General features: G+C 49.3%; 20 protein-coding genes and 1 tRNA gene. 8 read left to right on the top strand and 13 right to left on the bottom strand.

Annotated elements, in window-relative coordinates; genetic code table 11:
• Positions 1-365 precede the first annotated feature (365 nt).
• A complete protein-coding gene (locus tag H6F86_RS30305) occupies positions 366-1,871 on the top strand; it encodes a site-2 protease family protein (protein ID WP_190455056.1) in 1,506 nt (501 codons plus the stop codon).
• Between the two features lie 89 nt (positions 1,872-1,960).
• Here the strand turns inward: H6F86_RS30305 and H6F86_RS30310 are convergent, their stop codons facing one another.
• The 6 genes from H6F86_RS30310 to H6F86_RS30335 all read right to left on the bottom strand — a co-directional run bounded on the left by H6F86_RS30310 (position 1,961) and on the right by H6F86_RS30335 (position 7,542).
• Positions 1,961-3,109, bottom strand: coding sequence for a substrate-binding domain-containing protein (locus H6F86_RS30310; RefSeq protein WP_190455059.1), 1,149 nt, complete (start codon positions 3,107-3,109; stop codon positions 1,961-1,963).
• Between the two features lie 61 nt (positions 3,110-3,170).
• On the bottom strand, positions 3,171-4,235 hold the full coding sequence (locus H6F86_RS31980; RefSeq protein ID WP_190455062.1) for a sulfate/molybdate ABC transporter ATP-binding protein: 1,065 nt from the start codon (positions 4,233-4,235) through the stop codon (positions 3,171-3,173).
• Positions 4,219-4,872 (bottom strand): molybdate ABC transporter permease subunit, encoded by a 654-nt coding sequence (modB, locus tag H6F86_RS31985; protein ID WP_190455065.1) that lies wholly within the window; start codon positions 4,870-4,872, stop codon positions 4,219-4,221. Before modB ends, H6F86_RS31980 begins: the two co-directional genes overlap by 17 nt.
• A 101-nt stretch (positions 4,873-4,973) precedes the next feature.
• A complete protein-coding gene (gene modA, locus H6F86_RS30325) occupies positions 4,974-5,816 on the bottom strand; it encodes a molybdate ABC transporter substrate-binding protein (RefSeq protein ID WP_242033768.1) in 843 nt (280 codons plus the stop codon).
• Between the two features lie 288 nt (positions 5,817-6,104).
• Positions 6,105-6,752 carry a cob(I)yrinic acid a,c-diamide adenosyltransferase gene (gene cobO, locus H6F86_RS30330; RefSeq protein WP_347241416.1) on the bottom strand — a complete coding sequence of 216 codons (648 nt, stop codon included), beginning with the start codon at positions 6,750-6,752 and terminating at the stop codon, positions 6,105-6,107.
• Positions 6,753-7,398: 646 nt separating this feature from the next.
• Positions 7,399-7,542, bottom strand: a complete 144-nt coding sequence (locus H6F86_RS30335) for a hypothetical protein (protein WP_190455428.1) — start codon at positions 7,540-7,542, stop codon at positions 7,399-7,401.
• A gap of 18 nt (positions 7,543-7,560) precedes the next feature.
• Between H6F86_RS30335 and speY the strand changes: the two genes are divergently transcribed.
• The gene (gene speY / locus H6F86_RS30340) at positions 7,561-8,727 is read left to right on the top strand and encodes a deoxyhypusine synthase (RefSeq protein WP_347241418.1); all 1,167 of its coding nucleotides are present in this window, start codon (positions 7,561-7,563) and stop codon (positions 8,725-8,727) included.
• Between the two features lie 36 nt (positions 8,728-8,763).
• Here the strand turns inward: speY and H6F86_RS30345 are convergent, their stop codons facing one another.
• The 5 genes from H6F86_RS30345 to H6F86_RS30365 all read right to left on the bottom strand — a co-directional run bounded on the left by H6F86_RS30345 (position 8,764) and on the right by H6F86_RS30365 (position 11,517).
• The gene (locus H6F86_RS30345; protein ID WP_190455070.1) at positions 8,764-9,393 is read right to left on the bottom strand and encodes a YqiA/YcfP family alpha/beta fold hydrolase; all 630 of its coding nucleotides are present in this window, start codon (positions 9,391-9,393) and stop codon (positions 8,764-8,766) included.
• 156 nt (positions 9,394-9,549) lie between these two features.
• Complete coding sequence (locus H6F86_RS30350; protein WP_190455073.1) at positions 9,550-9,834, bottom strand: hypothetical protein; 285 nt, start codon at positions 9,832-9,834, stop codon at positions 9,550-9,552.
• 108 nt (positions 9,835-9,942) lie between these two features.
• Positions 9,943-10,440: a Spy/CpxP family protein refolding chaperone gene (locus H6F86_RS30355; RefSeq protein ID WP_206756124.1), complete on the bottom strand. Its 498-nt coding sequence runs from the start codon at positions 10,438-10,440 to the stop codon at positions 9,943-9,945.
• A 118-nt stretch (positions 10,441-10,558) separates the two neighbouring features.
• Positions 10,559-10,921: a hypothetical protein gene (locus H6F86_RS30360; protein WP_190455079.1), complete on the bottom strand. Its 363-nt coding sequence runs from the start codon at positions 10,919-10,921 to the stop codon at positions 10,559-10,561.
• Positions 10,918-11,517, bottom strand: coding sequence for a sigma-70 family RNA polymerase sigma factor (locus H6F86_RS30365; RefSeq protein WP_190455081.1), 600 nt, complete (start codon positions 11,515-11,517; stop codon positions 10,918-10,920). The genes H6F86_RS30360 and H6F86_RS30365 overlap by 4 nt, the downstream gene beginning before the upstream one ends.
• Before the next feature lie 332 nt (positions 11,518-11,849).
• Here H6F86_RS30365 and H6F86_RS30370 point away from each other — a divergent pair, with 332 nt between their 5' ends.
• The gene (locus H6F86_RS30370; protein WP_190455084.1) at positions 11,850-12,767 is read left to right on the top strand and encodes an SDR family oxidoreductase; all 918 of its coding nucleotides are present in this window, start codon (positions 11,850-11,852) and stop codon (positions 12,765-12,767) included.
• A gap of 38 nt (positions 12,768-12,805) precedes the next feature.
• On the opposite strand, the gene H6F86_RS30375 is transcribed toward H6F86_RS30370, so the two are convergent.
• Positions 12,806-14,458 (bottom strand): DUF2079 domain-containing protein, encoded by a 1,653-nt coding sequence (locus tag H6F86_RS30375; protein WP_242033769.1) that lies wholly within the window; start codon positions 14,456-14,458, stop codon positions 12,806-12,808.
• Between the two features lie 308 nt (positions 14,459-14,766).
• On the opposite strand from H6F86_RS30375, the gene H6F86_RS30380 reads away from it, so the two are divergent.
• The gene (locus tag H6F86_RS30380) at positions 14,767-15,153 is read left to right on the top strand and encodes a hypothetical protein (protein WP_190455087.1); all 387 of its coding nucleotides are present in this window, start codon (positions 14,767-14,769) and stop codon (positions 15,151-15,153) included.
• Between the two features lie 245 nt (positions 15,154-15,398).
• Here H6F86_RS30380 and H6F86_RS30385 read toward each other — a convergent pair.
• Positions 15,399-15,471: transfer RNA gene (locus tag H6F86_RS30385), tRNA-His, on the bottom strand.
• Positions 15,472-15,734: 263 nt separating this feature from the next.
• Here H6F86_RS30385 and H6F86_RS30390 point away from each other — a divergent pair.
• From H6F86_RS30390 to H6F86_RS32620, 4 genes are all read left to right on the top strand, one after another.
• Positions 15,735-16,163, top strand: coding sequence for a DUF4359 domain-containing protein (locus tag H6F86_RS30390; RefSeq protein WP_199305588.1), 429 nt, complete (start codon positions 15,735-15,737; stop codon positions 16,161-16,163).
• 207 nt (positions 16,164-16,370) lie between these two features.
• The gene (locus tag H6F86_RS30395) at positions 16,371-18,275 is read left to right on the top strand and encodes a glycosyltransferase family 2 protein (RefSeq protein ID WP_190455090.1); all 1,905 of its coding nucleotides are present in this window, start codon (positions 16,371-16,373) and stop codon (positions 18,273-18,275) included.
• Complete coding sequence (locus H6F86_RS30400) at positions 18,275-19,465, top strand: glycosyltransferase family 4 protein (protein ID WP_190455093.1); 1,191 nt, start codon at positions 18,275-18,277, stop codon at positions 19,463-19,465. The genes H6F86_RS30395 and H6F86_RS30400 overlap by 1 nt, the downstream gene beginning before the upstream one ends.
• Positions 19,383-20,282, top strand: coding sequence for a methyltransferase domain-containing protein (locus tag H6F86_RS32620; RefSeq protein WP_190455096.1), 900 nt, complete (start codon positions 19,383-19,385; stop codon positions 20,280-20,282). The genes H6F86_RS30400 and H6F86_RS32620 overlap by 83 nt, the downstream gene beginning before the upstream one ends.
• Positions 20,283-20,402 lie beyond the last annotated feature (120 nt).

The following is a 20,402-nucleotide window of genomic DNA, read 5'->3' on the forward strand; positions in this document are numbered from 1 at the left end:
TCGGTTGGTTTGATGGCACTGTTGATTTAATGACACTGTTGGTTAGAGGGCACTGTAAGGTGCAAAGTTAAAAGGAAACTGTCTGGCGCAGGCTACTTTAGGAGGGGGTACTTAGACAAGCACCTTGTCGCATTCTGGATATGTTCGCATTTGTGCCACTTGGCTTTTAAACTAGGTGAGTTCTGGATGCTAGCTGTGATGGAGTGAATGTGTCATTCACGAACACTGTTGTCTCGTAAGGCGATTATCTTGTAAGGCGATTGTTCTGCAAGCCGATCGTGCTGTATCGCTCCTAGCCACACTGATTCAGACTATTAGCATTCTTTTCAGACCGTATATTCTTCCAGACCGACGAGACTAGACGCATGAATCCGTTACTTCTGCTGGTCCTTTTAGGACTCATCACCTACTTTATCGTGCGGCGTGTGGCTGGCGTGACCCGAACGCCTGTTTGGCTGCTGTGGTTGGTGGCAATGGCTCCAGCGATCGTGTCGAGCGGTTGGGTTTTGGTGAAGGGCAAACCAATGCCATCGCAGCTCATCCTTCTTTTGTCGGCAGTTTGCTTGCTGCTGTATTGGTTTTTGATCCAGCGGAATCGCCTTTCGTCACCGCCCGTTAATTCATCGGTAGCAGAGGGGGAAGGGCAACCAACCGAGGTGACAAAGGAAGCGGTTACAATTCCGGCACTGCCGCGCCCGATCGACAAAGCAGAGGAAACAACCCTGCAAAACTGTTTTCCCTGGTCGGTCTATTATCTGCAAAACGTGGAGTATCGTCCGCAAGCCATCGTGTGCCGGGGGCAGTTGCGGAGTAAGCCAGAAGTGGCGTACCAAACGATTCAGGAAAATGTGGCGGAACAGTTTGGCGATCGCTTCTATGTCGTATTTCAAGAGGGTGCTAATCAGAAACCATTTTTTGTCTTGGTGCCTAATCCCCAAGCCCAAGGTGCGGCTGATGCTAATGGTCTGCCCGGTGCCAAACCGCGCAAACAGACAGTGGCTCGACCGTTTCTGGCGATCGGTCTGTTTCTTGCTACCTTTTTTACAACAACGCTGGCATGGCTGGACCTAGAGAAGCAAACCGTACAGCTTTCACCGGCGACGCTGGTAACGGGCTTGCCCTACGCGTTCACGTTGATGACAATTCTGGGCATTCATGAACTGGGGCACTATCTCGCTGCACGTCGGTACAAGATTCAAGCAACGCTGCCGTATTTTATTCCGGTTATCCCCATCCCGCTCTTTCCGTTTGGGACGTTTGGCGCGTTTATTCAAATCCGCTCGCCGATTCCCCATCGTCGTGCCTTGTTTGATGTGGGCATTGCAGGTCCACTCTCAGGTTTTGTCGTAGCGCTGCCGCTGCTGCTGTGGGGCTTGGCGCATTCGGAGGTCGTGGATCTGCCTGAGAAGCTTGAAGCATTTAATTTGCAGGCGCTAAACCCTAACTTTTCGCTGCTGCTGGCGCTGTTGAGCAAGCTAGCGCTGGGTGGTGCGCTAACGGCTGGTTCTGGTCTTGACCTGCATCCAGTTGCAGTCGCAAGCTGCCTGGGTATTGTGGTCACGGCGTTTAATCTCATGCCTGTAGGGCAGCTGGATGGTGGTCATATTGTCCATGCCATGTTTGGGCAACGGGTAGGCACGGCGATCGGTCAGATTTCCCGTTTGCTGCTGCTGTTACTCTCGCTGGTGCAATCTCATCTACTCGTTTGGGCAGTGCTGTTATTTTTGATGCCTGCCTCTGATGAACCCGCACTTAATGATGTCACCGAGTTGGATAACCGCCGTGACCTGTGGGGCATTTTGGCATTAGGTCTGCTGGTGCTGATTATCCTGCCGCTGCCTGCAGGGTTGGGTAAGCTGTTGAATCTTTAGAATGGCGGTTTTAGCTGGCACAGCTAAAATTCAGCTTCCCGATCGAGGTTAGCTTTCAGCCCACATAGAGTACTGCTTCTACCAGGCAATCAGCATGGTCGTGTTGGCTTAACCGTTGCCATTACTTCACCTGTTTGGCTAGTGTCATAGCCACCCAATGCTTCAAGCTGCAAGAGCACTCGTCGATGCCCCAACGTGCCGAGTAATTGCTGCACGGGAGCCTCATCGAGATACGGTTGCAGGACGACCAAATCGTAACGAGAGCGGTGCAGCGGCACGAATCCCAGCCCAAAGGCTGCGGCTACGGCTGCGGTGCTAACCCCTGCTGCGGCTTGACCGGCTGCGATCGCCTGCGCGACTTCTAGATGTCCATACACAATGTGATCAAAGCCTTTGACAGCTTGGTTGTTGATTCCTGCTTGCTGGAGCGATCGCTCCAAAACCTGACGGCTCCCTGCACCTGGTTCTCGGTTAACGATCGTCACTCCAGGCTGGGTTAAATCTGCCACTGTTTTGAGGTTTAAGGGGTTTCCAGGCTGTAGGAGTAAGCCTTCTTCCCAACTGCCCAGGTTGATTAAGACGGCTGGAATCTCTTGCAAGACCGCTTGTACAAAGGACACATTATGTTCTTGAGTAACGGGATCGTATAAGTGCATCCCAGCTACATGAACGTCTCCTCGGCAGAGCTTTTGTAGAGCGCTCATGCTGTTATCAAACGTCCAATGGACGCGCAGGTGCGGATGCCACCGTTCTGCTGCCCGTGCCCATAGCGACAGTGCTGGGGTGCAGCCTGCTAAAACAACCGTTTGATGAAGGTTCTCCAGGTCATCCAGCAATTTAACTCGCATAGTGGGTGCATTGGCAGTATGGCTGCCTTCCCCATCAGCAGGAATCATCTCCAGCCGAAAGGCTTGCTTGTCTTGTAGCGGGTGAGCAATCCAACGTCCACCGACCTGTGCCAAGCTTAAGCGCAACGGTCTGCCTACTGAGAAATCCTGGCTGGGAATCGCTTCAATTTCGGCAGTGTCTTGTTCTAGCCAGAACAAATCTTCGACCTGGCAACCCAACGCTTTTGCTAGCCGGAGCGCCACGGTTGTAGAGGGGGCATATTGCCCTGATTCCACCCCTCCAATGGTTTGTCGCGATACGCCCGCGATCGCTGCTACATCCTGCTGGCTCATGCCTAGGCGTAACCGAATTTGCTTCAAGTTATTGCAAAGGTCGTTTTCTTGCTTCACATTGGTTCACTTTGCGGGATGGCAACGGATCGATCGCAATGCGCTGCGGCGGTTAGTTGTTTCAAGGCTTTAGCAATAGTAATTGCAATAGCTCTATGCAGACAAACCAGGGGGAAGGACGGTTTTGCAAACGCTCCCACTTTTCTTTGAAGACTTCTGCCCGGAGGTGATAATCGTCGAGGTCGATCGGTGGTTGACCAAGTTTCAAGTACAGCGTCATGCGGTGAGGGGTTTCGCTAGTCCAAACCAGCCAACAGGGAAAGGTATTCTCCGACTGTGGCTGCTCAGGAAAGGTCAGGTGATGGGCGCGAATGCCGACATGGGTATGTGCTGACGCGGGTTCTGCTGTGTGGAGTGTACAGTGCCAATCAAGGGCATGGATAGTGTGGGCATCAAGCTGTTGAATGCGAGAGTAATTTTTACAGCCTGTGAGTTGAGCTACGGTGAGTGTACCGGGGCGATCGAAGATGGCTTGCTTCTGTCCATTCGCTACGACTTTTCCATAGGAGAGAACCAGCAATTTTTGACAGACACGGTAAGCTTCTTCCAGGTTATGGCTGACGAAGAGGGTAATCCCCTGGTAGTGAGTTAGTGTTTTGATGAGTTGCTTTTCGAGTTCATGGCGTAAATGTGTATCGAGAGCGGAAAACGGCTCATCCAACAACAGCACATTAGGGTCGGTTGCCAATGCCCGCGCCAGCGCTACTCGCTGTTGCTGCCCGCCTGAGAGCTGATGGGGATAGCGATCGCCCAAGCCTACAAGCTTCACTTGCTCTAGTTGAGCTGCCACTCGTCCAGCAATGGCACTGGTAGACAGCCCTTTCAACCCATAGGCGACGTTTTGCGCTACCGTCAGATGGGGAAAGAGGGCATAGTTTTGAAAGAGAAATCCCACTTTGCGATCGCGGCTCGGCAGATTGATCCCCTTACGAGAGTCATACAAGATCTGTCCATTTAGCACGATCGTGCCGCTGCTGGGGGTATCAATGCCAGCAAGACAGCGGAGAGTCATACTTTTGCCAGAACCCGAACTGCCCAAAATGCCTAGCGCTTCGCCCTCAATAGTGAACGAGACTTCTAAACAGTAATTGGGGAGCTGTTTCTGAATATCAACGATTAATTGCATGCTCTCTTTCCAAACGCCTCACGCCCCACAAGAGGACAAAGGCGATCGTGGTCATTAGCATCACCATCACGTTTGCCAGCCCATAGTCTTGGGATTGCACTGCGTCATAGATTGCCAACGGTAAGGTTTGAGTGCGTCCGGGAATGCTGCCACACACCATAAGCGTGGCTCCAAACTCCCCCAAGCCTCTCGCTACGCTCAGCCCAAAGCCAGCCAGTATGCCGCGATAGGCTAAAGGCATGGTGATCCGCCAGAGTACCTCCAGTTCACTCGAGCCTAAGGTACGGGCGGCAGCTTCCAGTTCGGGGTTGATGCTGGCGATCGCGGCTCTCGTTGATTCCACCATTAGGGGCAACGCGACTACCGTAGATGCGATCGCCCCAGCTTGCCAGGTAAAGAGCAGGTCAATTCCCAGCCATTCCTTGAGTGGGCTACCGCGTCCCAAGACCAATAGCAAGAAATAACCCACCACACTAGGCGGTAATACCAGCGGCAAGTTCAGCATGGTAGAGACAAAAATTTGCCCTGGAAATTGGGTTCTGGCTAGAAAAATTCCTAGACTCAGACCGATGATCAGAATCAAACCACTCGCAACGATCGTGACCTGTAACGACAACAGCGAAGGTTGCCAAATCATGCCCTATGCCCTCTTGTTCCTTTCAGCCTTCAGCCTCCCGTCAGCTCACGTTCTGGGAAACCTACCCTCTGCCTTCAGCCTTTTATCTTGTGCCCTCTGCCTTATAAAACAGCCTTTTCTCCGGGTAGCACAAAACCATATTTCCGCATCAGCGGTCTTCCCTTCTCGCCGTTGATGAACGCAGCAAACTGTTTAGCGACTTCAGGATGGGGAGCGCTTTTCGGCACTGCCAGCATTTGTTCTAATGGTTTGTGCAGTGTCGCAGGAATCAAGGTCCACTTTCCAGGCTTCTCGACGCTAAGAGAGAGAGCAGCGATCGCCACCTCCACATTCCCCGTTTCGGCGTATTGCTGCGTTTGCTTGATGTTTTCTCCCAGAATCAGCTTAGGTTGAATTTCGTCCCAAAGACCCGCCGCTTGCAACGCCTCCCGTGCTGCGACGCCATAAGGCGCATGGTTGGGATTCGCGATCGCCACGCGCTTAACCGCTGGCTTAGTGAGATCTTTGATGTCTTTCAGTTCAAGGGTGCTGCCGTCCCTTTGCCAGAGTGTGAGCCGTCCCACCCCATACAGCGCCTTCGTCTCAGAGAAAATCAACCCTTCCTTATCCAACGCCTCAATAAATTTCTTATTGGCTGCTGCGAACAAATCAACAGGCGCACCCCGCTCAATTTGCTGTGCCAGTTGCCCGGTTGAACCCAGGTTAAATGTCACCTTGTTCCCTGTCTCTTGCTCCCATAGTTTGCCGATCGCTGGAAAAACGTCATTCAAATCGGCAGCAGCAGAAACGGTTAGGGTAATGCCATTTGAAGTCGGCACAGGAGACGTGACAGGGGTAGGCGCTTGGCTGTTAGAAACTCCACACGCTGCCAGCAAACCCACTAAAGCCAGCCCTAAAAACCATCGCCACTTTTTCATCATCAACGCCTCAGTAGCCGGACACAACTAAAGCCTCCTCTGTAGGCTCTCTACTAGAGAGCGATAACTAGGATTGCACAAGGTTCTTCATGTCTGAGTACGTGTTGCCTTCATGCTGAGAGCTTATGCAAGTATTATTAACACGCTGCCAGTATACCTGCATAGGTCTTGGCTTCGTATTAGTTATTGATTGATTAGAAAATGCATTGGTTGGGCGATCGTATCTGTCAGTCTGAGCGACCTACTACTACGCCATAACTCTCTCCTGACGATTGTTATGAATACGTTATGACTGTCCTTATGGGAACTTCTTGCTCAAAACTCGATTCCAGGTTGGGCTTTCACGCCCTGTTCGCGGAAGGGATGTTTGACGAGCGTCATTTCGGTTACGAGGTCTGCACGATCACACAATTCCTTCGGTGCGCCTCGTCCAGTCAAAATGACGTGGGAATCAGTTGGTTTTTGTGCCAATCCTGCTAACACTTGCTCAATGGTCAAATAGCCCAACTTAAGCGCAATATTGACTTCATCGAGTAAGACGAGTTTGAAGTCGGGGTTTCGGATATAAGTAAGGGCGGTTTCCCAAGCCTCTTGAGCTTTTTGGGTGTCGCGATCGCGATCTTGCGTTTCCCAAGTAAAGCCTTCACCCATCGCATGAAATTCCAGTTGGTCTGACCAGTGGCTAAAGGCAGCTTTCTCCGCTGGTTCCCAGGCTCCTTTGATGAACTGTACGATCGCTACTCGGTAGCCATGACCCAGCGATCGCAAAACCATCCCTAGTGCAGCCGTGGTTTTGCCTTTGCCGTTTCCAGTATTCACGATGATCAGTCCCTTTGCCTCAGTCATGCCAGCAAGGCGTTGCTCCTGAACTTCTTTGCGTCGCTCCATTTTCTGGCGATGTTGATCAGCAGTGAGAGAAGAGGCACGATCAGATGGTGTTTGATTAGCGGTAGGTGATGCCACGGTTGTTTCCAAAGCTATAGTGTGTACTGAGAATAGGTTAAAGAATAGTTGATGTCGTTTTAGCTACAGTCTTAAACATCGACATGAAAAAATCATCCATTTGATGAAGAAGCCCTGAAATATTAGTGTTAAATTAGTCGTGCTAGTGTTTGAAGGCTGTGTAAAGAGCATTGAAACTTCCTTCCTTGACTGGGTATCCGTGGAGACCGCTCTGGTACCTGGAGATGAAACTGAAGCGGAAGCGGCAATGCGACCCCGCTCTATCCTGGGTTGACCGCTGTGAAGCGCCCAGTATGAACTGACCGACCTGTAACTTAAGGTTCACGATTAGTAGGATTTGGCTTGAATAGTTCCTTGTTGAACGATTCTTGCACCTATGGCTTGCGAACTGGGTCGGTCATGTTCTCTAAGGGAGAATTTTTAAATCAAATAAAAATCTGTTGCTATGCTGCCTTCCTTATAGGGGGCTTGCAAGCTCTGTAGTCGTTTTTTGGCTTGAACCGTAATGTCGTAGCTTGAACAGCGCGATAGTCACTGGAAGAAAGCTTCCCTGTTTGCATATGACTAAAGTTCAGGTTTTTCCCTCGTAGTCGGGAACCCTGAGTTTAGCTAGCTGTGTTGCAGCCAGTCTGTTTTAGTCTGCTTTTTAACAGCCCACCGATCGTTGTGTCGCTCGCCCTTGCTTGCGTTGGGGTGTCGGTTTCGTTGCGGTGCTGTCTGTAAACCCTCTCAATGCTTTTATGCTGTCCATTTTTGCTGGAGTCGAAAAATGTCGAAATTGCTCAGTCACAAAATCGCACCCTCCCCCATGCCTGCCTCGATCAGCGTCGTTGACCTGATTGACGGTTACTTTACGGCGTACAACTCTGCGCGTTTGCGCGAAATCTGCCATCTGTTGAGCCGCGAAGTGATGCAGCCGGGCGTTACAGTCGGGCTGAGTCTATCCGGTGCTATGACACCCGCTGGCTTTGGAGTCTCGGTACTTGCACCCTTGATGCGCCACGGCTTTGTGGATTGGATCATCAGCACAGGTGCAAATCTCTATCACGATATGCACTATGGTTTGGGACTGGAACTGTACTCTAGTAGCCCCTTTTTGGATGATGTGAAGCTGCGGCAGGAAGGGCGCATTCGCATCTACGACATTGTGTTTGACTATGACGTGCTGCTCGAAACTGATGCCTTTCTACGCGAACTGCTGAAAGCAGAACCGTTCCAAAAGCGCATGAGTACGGCAGAGTTTCATTACCTGCTAGGTAAGTATGTGAGCGAAGTGGAAAAGCAAGTGGGTGTAAAAAATTCCTGCTTGTTAGCGACTGCATACGAATGTGGCGTGCCGATCTACACTTCGTCTCCTGGCGATAGCTCCATCGGTATGAACGTCGCGGCGATCGCCCTCGAAGGCTCTCAACTGGTGCTAGACCCATCGCTGGATGTGAATGAAACCGCTGCGATCGCTTATGCAGCGCGTGACAGTGGCATTGCTGACGTAGAGGGAAAAAGTGCAGCGTTAATTATTGGTGGCGGTAGTCCCAAAAACTTCTTGCTGCAAACCCAGCCTCAATTGCATGAAGTGTTGGGTCTAGAAGAGCGTGGTCACGACTACTTCATCCAGGTGACGGATGCTCGTCCTGATACAGGCGGTTTGTCAGGAGCCACACCCAGCGAAGCAGTAAGCTGGGGCAAGGTTGACCCAGATGAGTTACCCAACACGATCGTTTGCTATACCGACAGCACAATCGCGCTACCCATCATGACTGCCTACGTCATTGATCAGTGTGAGGCTCGTCCGCTGAAGCGCTTGTACGATCGACGAGAAGCGCTGTTAGCTAAACTCCAGGCAGACTACCTGGCTGCAAAGGCGAACCCCACCCATTCGGTATCGTCTCCTATTCCAGTGGTGGAATCTGCTGCACGGGAATTGGTCGCGACCTATCCCTGTGGAACGCCCATTCGCAACGGGCACCGGAAGTAAGAAGCATCTGTAGGGACGTTACATGTAACGTCCCTACTACAAGGCGCAAAAGCTCTGTATTGCCTGCCAGATTTCGGTGCTAACGTCTGTAAGGGCGTGGTCGCTGTCAAGTTCCACCAACTTTATCCAGGGTCGAGTTCTCGCAAAGTCAAGGCTGGCTTGTAGGGGAATCACGTCATCATGCCTGCCGTGCAAAACCAGTGTGGGGAGCGATCGCGCGATGCTTTCCTCCTGGTACTGTGCGGCATCGGCCACAAACGCATAGTGGAGGGGCAGTTCTTTTGCCTCGCTATAGTGATAGACCGGCAGATAACCATCTGTTTGCCACTGCTCCACCTGATCGCCCAATCGCGGCAGCCAATGAGCCAAAAAGCCAAAGGCAGGTGCTAGCAAGACAAGACGATCAACCTGTAAATGTCGCTCTCCTAACCAGGCAGCGGTCAATCCGCCAAAACTAGAGCCAATCAGCGTCACAGGTGCAGGTGCGGGTGGAAAGAGTGCTTCTACTTGCTGAATCTGGCGGCTGAGGGTGAGATGGGAAAAGTCGTTCTGGTTCAGGTCTGGAATACTGAGGGAAATGTCTAGAGCAGCAAAGCGATCGCTTAGATCTCTTGCCTTCGTCGATCGTGGGCTGGATGCAAACCCGTGAAGGTAAATATAGTGCATGAAGATTTCACGACACGGGCTAGAACGCTGACTGGCTAGAAGTATAGCCTGGAAAGACATGTGCCAGTTTGGTTAAAGCTGATCTATCGCCTTAGTAGAGCGAGTGATGGCACAGCAGTTTCACTAGGCAGTAAGACATACTAATACCGAAAACGTTTAGCAGTAGGCGTTGTCCGTTGCCGTTCGATAGATTTCTTCCTGCACAAAGTTGATTGTGAGACAGGAAACCCCCAAAACAATGCGTGCATACCAGCGCAGTTGATCCATTTGGCTCAGGAGTTGATCAACAAATTGCGGTTCCAAACAATGAATGATTAAAGTCTGGTGCTCATCCAGTCGAAGCAGGCACGCACTGAGAGTGCTGAAGAAAAACGAGCGGAACCGTTGTAGCCGATACTGCTCTAGCGTAACTAAATCATTGGTGGTTAGTTCTAGGGACATAGCTTCCTTAAGAGGCTAGTGTGCATGGTCTTTAAGCGCGAATCCGGGCAACTCTATGAGTGCGATCACAGCAGATGTGGCGTAGCTGCTAACTCAATAAGGGAATAGCTAGCTTTGTGGTGGCTGCATTCGTTCTGGTCTGCGATCGTCGCCTTGTCGTCTCTTCATCACACGGTTAGCAAACGTACGACGCTGCTCAGCGTTTAGCACCTTGCGCGTTGCCAGCATACTTTCAAACTGGATATCGCCAACCTGCTGTTTGAGCGTTTTGACCTGACCGTACTTAGTGCGAAGCTCGGCTTCTGATGCCGTTCCTGCCATTAGCTCTCGCAGTTCCTGCTGGGCTTGACGGACATTTTGCCGACCCTGGCTAATTTTGTCTTGATACTGGCTTCGGACAGCACGCATTTGCCGCACCTGATCAGCACTGAGGTTCAAATCCTCTAACCATCCTGGTTCGTCTGGGCGAGGTGGCTTTGAGCTAGAAGCCGCTGTGGGAGCCTGAGCGATCGATGGCAGCCTTAGCACAGAGGGATTAGCGATCGCCACTGCCCCTCCAAGGGCAGCTACGGCAGCAATCAGTGCAAAAACATAGCGAGGAGACATGAGCTTCATATCCTTGAGAAAAAAAGAGGAAAGAGGAGTGGGGGAGAAGGGGAGAGCTTTAACCACTAACGACTGAGCACTGACCAAACTTTTAGCCTTCAGCCCTTCGCTTTGCTGCTTAGTTGGTTGCCACGTCACCAAAGGGTGCTTCGTCACTAGTGTTGTTGAGCGTGCCTTGCCAATTGCTCTCAACAAAAGCTTCCAGGCTCGCCAGTTCGGTAGCACTGGGTTGGGCAGGCATCAGTGTACGGTAGCCAACTACCGTTGCGACTAAACCTGCTGCGATCGCTGAGGGGACTAGCCACGCTACTGATCGCCTGGAGCGAGACGCTCGACGATCTGCCAGCGATGTTGGTTGCGCGGTAGCCACGATCGCGTCAAAGAGCCGATCTTCCAAAGCGGGATCAGCCGCGGGAACGGAAGGACGATGCTGCTTGAGAAAATCGACCAACTTATGGTCATCATTTGAGAACTGGCTCATAACTGAACTCCTTCCTTCTGGAGAAATTGACGCATCGCTGCGCGGGCGTGAAACAGACGAGACTTGACCGTACCAACGGGAATACTCAAAATTTCGGCAACCTCTTTCTGGGGCACTTCTTCCAGGTCATGCAGTACCAGAATCGTTCGATGGTCGGCGCTCAGGCTTGCTAAACCCCGTTTGACTAAATCCTGATAGTGTAACTGGGTGACACCAGGATCGTCGTACTGAGTCAGGGTTTGACTACCAATCACCTGAAGCCGCGTTCGCCCTTGCGCTACCGCTCGTCGTTGGTCTGAGGCAACGTTCCAGGCGATGCGGTACAGCCAAGTGGAAAACTGAGCAGACTGGCGGAACTTTGGTAAGCCTTTCCAGGCACGTAGAAACACATCCTGCACCAAATCATCTAACGCTGACGGGTCGCAAAGCTGGTAGAGGATTGATCGCACCCGCTGTTGATGACGACGATAGAGAACCCGAAAACTCCGAGTGTCTCCCTTTAGACATTGCTGCACCAGATAATGATCAGTCTCACCGTCTGGGCGATCGCTAGACGCAGTCGGCACAACTAACACCAGGAACGTCACTCCCTTCATTTTGCCGTTCTATAGAGTAAGACAGTGCATTGACCGAAAAGGTTCAATAAAACAGGGAAGTCGGTGTAAAAAAGTATCGGTATCCATAAGGGTAGTAGTTGATGGGTAATAGCCAGTAAAGATGAGTCAGTAGTGATCGTACAAAAGGCTACAACCAAAGCTCTTAGACTAAAAGGCTTATATCTTTTGGCTTAAACTGGCTGCAATGACCTCCAATCGACAGATAAAGCCCACCCACGATCGCGTGTAAAATTTCGCCATTCCCTTATTCACTTCCTCACTCTTTCCCTTCCTTACTCTTTCCCTTTCTCACTCTTTCACTCCTCTTCCCTATGTCCCATTCCCTAACTACACAAGTTGTTCTCATCACAGGTGCTTCAACTGGCATTGGTGCAGCACTGGCGAAAGTTCTGGCAGCGCGCTTCCGGGGCATTCGGTTAGTGCTAGCAGCGAGACAGGGAGACAAACTGGATATGGTAGCAGAGCACTGTCGGGTGGCGGGTGCGGATGTTTTGACTGTGGTGACAGATTTGGGGCAAGTAGACCAGGCGATCGCCCTTGCTGAGAAAACGTTGAGCCACTTTGGGCAAGTGGATATTTTGATTAACAACGCTGGCTATGGGCAAATGGGACCGCTTGAGTTGGTGCCGATTCGGGCTTGCCAGCAGCAGTTTGCGGTGAATCTTTTAGGACCACTGGCGCTTACTCAGGCGCTCATTCCTCAGATGCGCGATCGTGGTGGTGGTCGGATCATCAACGTTAGTTCCCTCGGCGGTCGCCTTGCCTTTCCGATCGGCGGGCTTTACAGCGCCTCTAAATTTGCACTCGAAGCCCTCAGTGATTCTCTACGTATGGAACTGCAACCCTTTAACATCCGGGTCAGCGTAGTCGAACCAGGACCGGTCAGCACAGAATTTATTAGTGTGTCTGGTGAACAAGTGAAGCAGGGCATACCTGATCCAGAAGCAACACCGTATCGTGCCGCGCTGAAAAAATTGACGCAGCTAGAGCAGCAAACTAGCGCCAATGCCTGGACTTCGGAACAGGTTGCCGATGTAATCATCAAAGCGATGACAGCACGCCGACCACGATCGCGCTATGTCGCTGCAACGGGTGGTGATTTTTTGCTGTTTATGATGCGCCGTGTGCTGCCAACCTGGATGGTCGATCGCTTCTGGCAGCAGTTTTATGGCATTGATCGCGTGGCGAAGGACTGGGAAACGAGGAGGAAAGGACTAGGAGAAGGATAAGGGGAGAACAAGAGCCGCACTGCAAACATAGGCGCTGTTTAAGGCTTTGAAGTAGGCAATTGCTTGGTAAACTCGAGCCATTGTGCCGCAAGCTCTGAGCGGGTTGGGACATTGCGCTGTAACAGCACAACATTGTCTTGAAACGTCTGGATACCGTAGGTCTGGGTTTGCAGCAATTGATTAATAGCTGTCACACTGGCTTGCAGCAGATCAAGATCGAGCCTAAAGGCAGGTTGATACTGCTGAAACTGCCACAAATCAGCCACGATGTAATCAACATTTTCAGCCTGTAACGCCTCATTGCGAAACTGAGTGGAATGCGGAAACCGGACGATCGCCCGCCGACCTGACAACGGTGGCACTAAAGGGGTTGTTGCAGCCACGCTGGCTTGAGCCGGGATCTGTGCCATGACGCTACGCGCCTGCGCTGCGTGCGGTATCTGCTGTGTCAGCGGTAAGTAAACCCACGGACGAATCGAATCAGGCACCAGGAACGACAACGTCCGATTGGGATTAGAGGTCACTGTAAACAACAGCGAGAGCGCCAGACATACGCTCCAAATCCTTTGGATTCTGGGTTTGAAAGCTGTTGGATGCTTCGACCACCAAAGAATCGCCCCATAAAAGAAACCTGGTACAACCAACGTGGCATAGCGAATATTAATTGCCAACGGAGTTTCCCCTTTCATCAGCAGCAATTCCAGCAGTGGAAACGCTGCCAAAAGCCAGGCATCCGCAGAAATTAACGGCACTAGCGCCAGTGGTAGGGATTGGTCAAACAGGTAGTACAGCTTTTTAGGAAAGCGCGAAAATAATTCTGCTAGCAGTTGACCCGGCTGTGCCAACATTGCACCGATCGCCTCCACTGGGGACGCTGCTTTCTCGCCTGTATATTGACCAAAGCGCTCCACAATCATGCGTTGCGAAACATCGGGCGAAAAAGCAGGCATAACCAGATTAGTCAACAGCAGAATATAGGCGACTGCAAGTGCAAAGAGACCCACGCCCACACGCCAATGGCGGCGGCTAATGACGAGATAGATGCCCACACTCAACAGCGGGACACCCGCATCTTCTCGCACGCTCAAAACAAGGAGCGCAAGCACCCAAAAGAAAATCCACCAGCGCTTTTCCATCGCCAGCAGCAAGCTAAACAGCAGCAGTGGCAGCGCATTGTAATCATGGAAATTGCCCAATGTCGGGCCCACCACCGCATTGGCACCATAAAAGCTGATAGCGATCGCGGCTGAAAGCTTTGGCGGCAACGACTGCCGTGCCAGCACATAGAGCACCAACCCAGCTGCCGCGACCAGCAACACTTGCAACACACTTAGGGTTTCTGGAAACGGCAACAGCGCGTAAAACGGCAACCAAAGTAAAAAAATCGGATTAAAATGCTGCCCCAGATGACGGTACGACACAAGGGGAATCGCACCCTGAAGCGTTACCTCTGCCGATAATCCAGACGATAAGGAGCTTTCAAAGAACCTGCCGTGCAGACTGTTCCAGAAAATTTGATTGAAAATGCCCTGGTCATAAGAGCTAAAGAGGCTGTAATGGCGATACAACAGCAGCAGTACACAACATACAATGAATAGCAAGGCGACTCTGATGACTGGATGAGCCACCCATTGCCGCAGAGCAAACGTTGATCGATTCACTGCTAGCTGTAAACGCATTTTGGGACTCATGCCTCTAAGTTCTAAGAGGGTACAGGGTTTTGGGTAGGGTATGACTGATCGCTCGGCGAGTAGAGAATAGCCTATAGCATCCTACCCCACCACCTTGCTCAATCTAGCTGTATCACAAGCGCAAATTGCCTTTATGCAGGCATCTGTGATTACCACGCACTGATTAACGTCACAAGTTTGGTCGGCAAGTTAGAAAAAGGGTACAGGCGATCACCGCTATCACCAGTGATAAGGGCAATTGAAAGAAACCATAAGGTTAAGTTTTGCTAGAATTCTGAAGGAGTTGATTACCGCTGTACAGGTCTAAATTGAAGCAGAAACGTTCAAAATTCCTTCTAGTAGCCCTGCTTAATTCGTTAGCTGATTTTGATGGGGAACTATCTGAGGAAGCGATTGGGCTACTAGACGAATTGGCAAAACGGGCTGATGTCGTGCCGCCACTATATGCTGATGTTTTTGTCTTACCAAGCTCTGCTACCTGTGCTGCTTTAGTAGAGCGGGTCAGGTCGCTGTCTCAAGAGCAGGTTGCGATCGCTAGCTATGCGTTTCAAATTTTCCGCTATTATGAGCAAATTTTAAGGGCTAACCCAGGCGATGCGTCGCCGCAGCAAAAAGCTGCCTATGACTCGCAGATAGAGCGAGTACGGCTTTCAGTAGCGCGATCGAAGACAGCTTTAGCTGAGTCTTTCAAGTAAGGGCTTGGAAGAGGGATAACATCTCCCAGGCAAAGGAATGGCAATAGTTATATCTGTATGGATGTAGCTAATCAGCCGGGAAACCTTACAACGCTTGACCGTCGTAAAATCGGTTGCCGCCACTAATAGCGTTCAATTTTTTACTGAAAAATACTAATCTGCTACCAATAGCTCAGCGGCAGCAAACTGTTACGATGACAATCACTTGTCACAGATGACACTAATTAGTCACTGTACACAAGAAGGGCGAACGATGGGGATCGAACCCACGAGTGGAGGAATCACAATCCTCTGCCTTAACCACTTGGCTACGCTCGCCGTGCGATACTGATTGTAGCATTTGAATGGCAAAGATGTCGTTACCCTAAATTAATTTCTCTATAACAAACCGCATACGACACCTTCACTGACAGATGCCTGGCTGAATCAGAAACTGTGCTGGCTTAGACAAGACCCGCCATAATTGAGTGCAGTGTGCCTTCCTAGAAGCATCCGGAGAAAGGTCAAAAGCTGGCTTTTGTTTCGCTTTTAGCGCATAATCCTTGCCAACACAACGATTAGCGAGGTTGAAACAACCTGCAATGGTGAACCGTCTCAAGCTTAGACAAACGACTGCAATGACTGACGGCAGCAGCATGAAAAAGATCAAAACGGGCGCGATCGTCGGTGGGTGTGTTCTTTTAGGGCTAGGTGGGGCGCTGGCAATCACCAATCCAGAGCAGGACGCTTACGATGATTTCGCCACACAGGCTGCGATCGCCTACTTGAAATCGGAAGTCTGTGCCAAAGTACCAACAACTTTTGGGTTGCAACGGGTGTGCCAGTCAGAGCTAGAGTCAAACCAAGCCAAAATCAAACAAATTATCGCCGAAGGTACGCAGCGACAAAATTTCGTCCTCTTCAGCCGCTACACCACAAATTTGTCTATTAGCCCCGACTTGCCGTCCTACCATGTCGAAAGCGTTGGTGCGCTGGGACAGTTCATCATTTATAAAACGCAAAAGCGGTGACAGAGAAAGGGGTGAAGGTGAGTTTTGAGCTGAAAGAAACAGGTATGGGCTTACAAACCATCCATTAATAAACTCAAACTAAACTATGCGGGTTGAGTAAACAATTATCCTTTCAAATTTGGTAGGACACGCCACCGTAAGGTAAATTATAGACGTTCATAACGTTCTACCAGCCAGCTCATCGCAATCACAAGCGGATAAATCAAGATGGATCTAGAAACCTTGAACTCCGAACTGCATCGGACGCAGCTTGAATTACAGCATAGTCAAGCTGTAATTCAAGCGATGGAAAGCAGTAAGTTTTGGAAACTGCGAACTCGATGGCTTAATGCTAAAACGCTAGTTCGACGCTACCCTGGCATGGCTTTAAAGCCTACTTTGAGGCTGGCGACGCGGCTATTGACGAACGCTAAAGATAAATGGCGTTCTTACGTTGAACCTGCTCCTTTAACGCCAGCTCCCGTAGTCGTTCCTCCTGAAATCACTCCTAGTGAATTTTGGAAAAAAATTGACCCTGTAATCCAAGAGCAAGTTAATTGCTTTGAAGCAAGCACTCCTAAAATCAGCATTCTTACACCAACATTTAACTCATCACTCAGTTGGTTCGTTGATACTGTATTGAGTGTCTTGCATCAGTCGTCGACAGAATGGGAGTGGTGCATTGTTGATGACGGCTCAACAGTCAGTGAGATCCGAAGTGTTCTTGAAACACTTGCTCAAAAACACCCTAGAATCAAGGTCTTATTACAGCCATCTGGTGGTATTAGTGCTGCCACAAATAAAGCTTTAGAACTTGCCAGTGGTGACTATGTTTGCTTTCTTGATCATGACGATACGCTCACACCAGATGCTATACAAGCGTCTCTAAAAAAGCTTTCGCAAGGTTTTGATCTGGTTTACTCCGATGAGGATAAAATTGATTCCTCTGGTCTTCATTATATAGAACCATTTTTTAAGCCTGACTGGTCGCCAGAATACTTTCGCGGCGTCATGTATGTGGGTCACTTTCTAAGCATACGAAGAGAGTTAGTTGTCGCTGCTGGAGGGTTTGATCGCCAGTACGACGGTGTCCAAGACTATGAGCTAGTGTTACGCCTTTCCGAAATTACTCAAAATATTGGTCATATTCCGAAGATTCTTTATCATTGGCGCAAAATCGAAGGAAGTGTTGCTAGTGATCCTCAAGCGAAACCTGCTGTCGAAGTACTTCAGCAAGCAGCAGTGCGTTCACATTTAGAACGATTAGGGCTGCCAGCTACGGCAAAGAGTCTTGGCAATCATCGATTAGGTCTTATTTCAGCTCCTCGTACCGAGCATCCGCTGATTAGTATAATCATTCCTACTAAGAACGCCCCAGACCATTTAGAGCGCTGCTTAAACAGTCTGTTTACCCTATCTAACTATCCAAATTTTGAAGTAGTTTTGGTAGACAACGAAACAGACGATCCAAGAGCATTGCAAACAATGCGGCAGCACCCTATCAAACGTTTAAACTTTCCTGGCACTTTCAATTACTCTCGGGCAAATAACTTAGGAGCAACCTATGCTAACGGCGAATATTTGGTTTTCCTAAATAATGATACAGAGGTGCTCACCGAAGATTGGCTACAGCAGCTTTTATATTACGCAGAGCAACCTGATGTTGGTGCTGTTGGGGCACTTTTGCTGTTTCCAGATAGGACAGTACAACATGCGGGCGTTGTAATGGGCAGTCGAGGAACGGCTGATCACATTATGAGGGGCTTTCCGTCGGATGTTGATGGTTACGCTGGCTCTCTAGTTTGTGCGCGTGAGGTTTCTGCTGTGACTGCTGCCTGTATGATGGTTCGAAAACATGATTTTCAGGCGGTCAATCATTTTAATGAGCATTTCTTTACTCACTATCAGGACGTTGATTTATGTATGAAACTTGTTAACCTTGGAAAGCGCATCATTTTTACACCGCGCGCTGTCTTAATCCATCACGAATCCGTAACCCGTCGTAATTACTATGACCTTGTCGATCGCTATCTTTTACTAGATCAATGGCAACACTATATTGAAGCAGGCGATCCCTTTTACAACCTGAATTTTGATGTGGCGCGTTGCGATTATGGAGTCAAAGTGTACTGATGCAGAATGTCCTTTTTGTTCTTTACTTTGATTTCAGAGCTAATAGTGCTGTACACGTTCATCATTTTGCTAATTGCTTAGTTGCCCAGGGGCTAAACTGTGTTGTCGCAGTTCCTCATAGTAAAGAGACTATCTCGGTCCTTGGTAAACATCTATATAAAACGATTGAATTTGATGAAATTCATCAGATTAAAGATGTGTTTCCTGATGGTAGAGGTCCAGACATCGTACATGCTTGGACTCCACGAGAAGTTGTTAGGCTCTACTGCAAACGACTCCAAGAGCTCTACGACTTCAAGCTTTTTATCCATCTTGAGGATAATGAAGAGCACATTCTGGAAAAGTTTTTACAAACGTCCTACAAAGACTTATGTAACAACTGTCCTGATTCAATTCCTCCACATCTTTCACACCCTCTCAAATACCACCAATTTCTTAAAGCTGCTGATGGTGTAACCGTTATTATCGATCGACTTAAAGAGTTTGTTCCTGACTATACCCCGACACTGCTTCTCTACCCTGGTGCTGATATAGATTGTTTTTTTCCAAGAGCGCGTAATCCCGAACTGGCATTAGAGTTAGGTATACCCCTAAATAGTGCTGTATTATGCTACACAGGCAATGTTCATCCAGCTAATGCCCATGAAGTAAGAAGTCTGTATCTGGCAACAGCAATGTTAAACCGAGAGGGTTATCCAACAATGCTGGTTCGTACTGGTCAAGGGTCGGTCAACATTTTAGGCGAGGATGATCGCTGGGCACAACGGTATTCGATAGAGCTAGGCTTTGTTGATCGCGACCGTCTGCCAGACATACTTGCTTTAGCAGATGTATTAGTGCAGCCAGGACGATCGGATGCTTTCAATGATTACCGCTTTCCGTCCAAACTACCTGAGTTTTTAGCAATGGGTAAACCGGTAATACTCCCTGCTGCTAACCTCGGCTTGTTAATGGAAAACAAAAAAGATGCTTTAGTCTTGCCTGTAGCTGATGCTCTCAGTATTGTTGAATCTGTTAAACTGCTGCTTGATAACAAGGAGCTGTACGATAAACTAAGCTCTGGCTCAGTGAATTTTGCGAAAAAATACCTTAGTTGGTCAACAAGTAGTGAAAACCTTAAAGCCTTTTACGAAACTGTTTTCAGGAGCGAGAAAACCAAAACAGGAACCGTTAGAACTCAAGCCAGTTGAGTTACCTAAGCCAGTTGAATTATTAAACGAGCATTCCAAACATTTCTTAACTGAGCGCTACAGCCAGAAAGAAACATCAGCGCTAAATTACGCCACTGTCAGAGACTTTTGTGATAGCGCTGACAATATGTCTCAAGTTTGCTACCTCAATGGTGATCTTAAAAACGTTCAAAGACCTTGGACGATTAAAGCGGTTTTAGGTGCTGTACCTTTGGGCGGCAAGCTGTTGGAGATTGGAGGCGGGATACCGCTAGTGGCGGGTATGCTTGCAGAGTTAGGCTATGACGTCACCCTAGTTGACCCGTACGAGGGTATGGGTAATGGTCCTACTGAATATGAAGCTTATGTCCAACAATTTCCAAATGTTAATTTAGTCAAAAGCTATTTTAATGCCGATCTGGTTGGGTATCCTGAGTCATCCTTCGACTGCATTTATTCTGTATCTGTATTAGAGCATGTTCCCCAGCAGGGAATTAAAGATGTCTTTGATGGCATCCGCAAGTTCTTAAAACCTGGAGGATCCTCAATTCACTGTATCGACGTTGTAATCCAGGGAGATGGAACTCAGGCTCACGAAGATATCTTCAAAGAAATTTTTTATCATCAAAAACGGCTGCAAGAACTTGAGTGCTTACGCAGCGATACTGACAAGCAATGCGACGAAATGCTAGTGACTTTGAAGAACGACTTGGAGACATTTTATCTTTCTGCAACAGGTCATCATCTTTGGCGTTGCGGACAGAGCTATGACGATTTTCCGTTTCGCAAGGTGGTTTCACTACAAACTTGCATACCCTACATTCCTTCTGAGATATAGTTCTTGACCGTTTTGCGCTCCGTCGTTCCATCCCTTTTCCTACTATCTCAAACCCCTAGAATTGAATATATCTTCTAGTAGGGCGAAAAGTAATGTGCTAGTCAAAAACTAGTACAAGAA

The organism is Phormidium sp. FACHB-592 (assembly GCF_014695795.1).
Classification (GTDB): Bacteria; Cyanobacteriota; Cyanobacteriia; order Leptolyngbyales; family Leptolyngbyaceae; genus Stenomitos.

Bases quoted from the DNA above. Each gene is read 5' to 3' on its own strand.
- H6F86_RS30350 (WP_190455073.1), bottom strand. From the start codon at position 9,834: ATGTCCCTAGAACTAACCACCAATGATTTAGTTACGCTAGAGCAGTAT.
- H6F86_RS30345 (WP_190455070.1), bottom strand. From the start codon at position 9,393: ATGCACTATATTTACCTTCACGGGTTTGCATCCAGCCCACGATCGACG.
- H6F86_RS30360 (WP_190455079.1), bottom strand. From the start codon at position 10,921: ATGAGCCAGTTCTCAAATGATGACCATAAGTTGGTCGATTTTCTCAAG.
- speY (WP_347241418.1), top strand. From the start codon at position 7,561: ATGCCTGCCTCGATCAGCGTCGTTGACCTGATTGACGGTTACTTTACG.
- H6F86_RS30395 (WP_190455090.1), top strand. From the start codon at position 16,371: ATGGATCTAGAAACCTTGAACTCCGAACTGCATCGGACGCAGCTTGAA.
- H6F86_RS30370 (WP_190455084.1), top strand. From the start codon at position 11,850: ATGTCCCATTCCCTAACTACACAAGTTGTTCTCATCACAGGTGCTTCA.
- H6F86_RS30365 (WP_190455081.1), bottom strand. From the start codon at position 11,517: ATGAAGGGAGTGACGTTCCTGGTGTTAGTTGTGCCGACTGCGTCTAGC.
- H6F86_RS30305 (WP_190455056.1), top strand. From the start codon at position 366: ATGAATCCGTTACTTCTGCTGGTCCTTTTAGGACTCATCACCTACTTT.
- H6F86_RS31980 (WP_190455062.1), bottom strand. From the start codon at position 4,235: ATGCAATTAATCGTTGATATTCAGAAACAGCTCCCCAATTACTGTTTA.
- H6F86_RS30400 (WP_190455093.1), top strand. From the start codon at position 18,275: ATGCAGAATGTCCTTTTTGTTCTTTACTTTGATTTCAGAGCTAATAGT.
- H6F86_RS30355 (WP_206756124.1), bottom strand. From the start codon at position 10,440: ATGTCTCCTCGCTATGTTTTTGCACTGATTGCTGCCGTAGCTGCCCTT.
- modB (WP_190455065.1), bottom strand. From the start codon at position 4,872: ATGATTTGGCAACCTTCGCTGTTGTCGTTACAGGTCACGATCGTTGCG.
- H6F86_RS30375 (WP_242033769.1), bottom strand. From the start codon at position 14,458: ATGAGTCCCAAAATGCGTTTACAGCTAGCAGTGAATCGATCAACGTTT.
- H6F86_RS30390 (WP_199305588.1), top strand. From the start codon at position 15,735: ATGGTGAACCGTCTCAAGCTTAGACAAACGACTGCAATGACTGACGGC.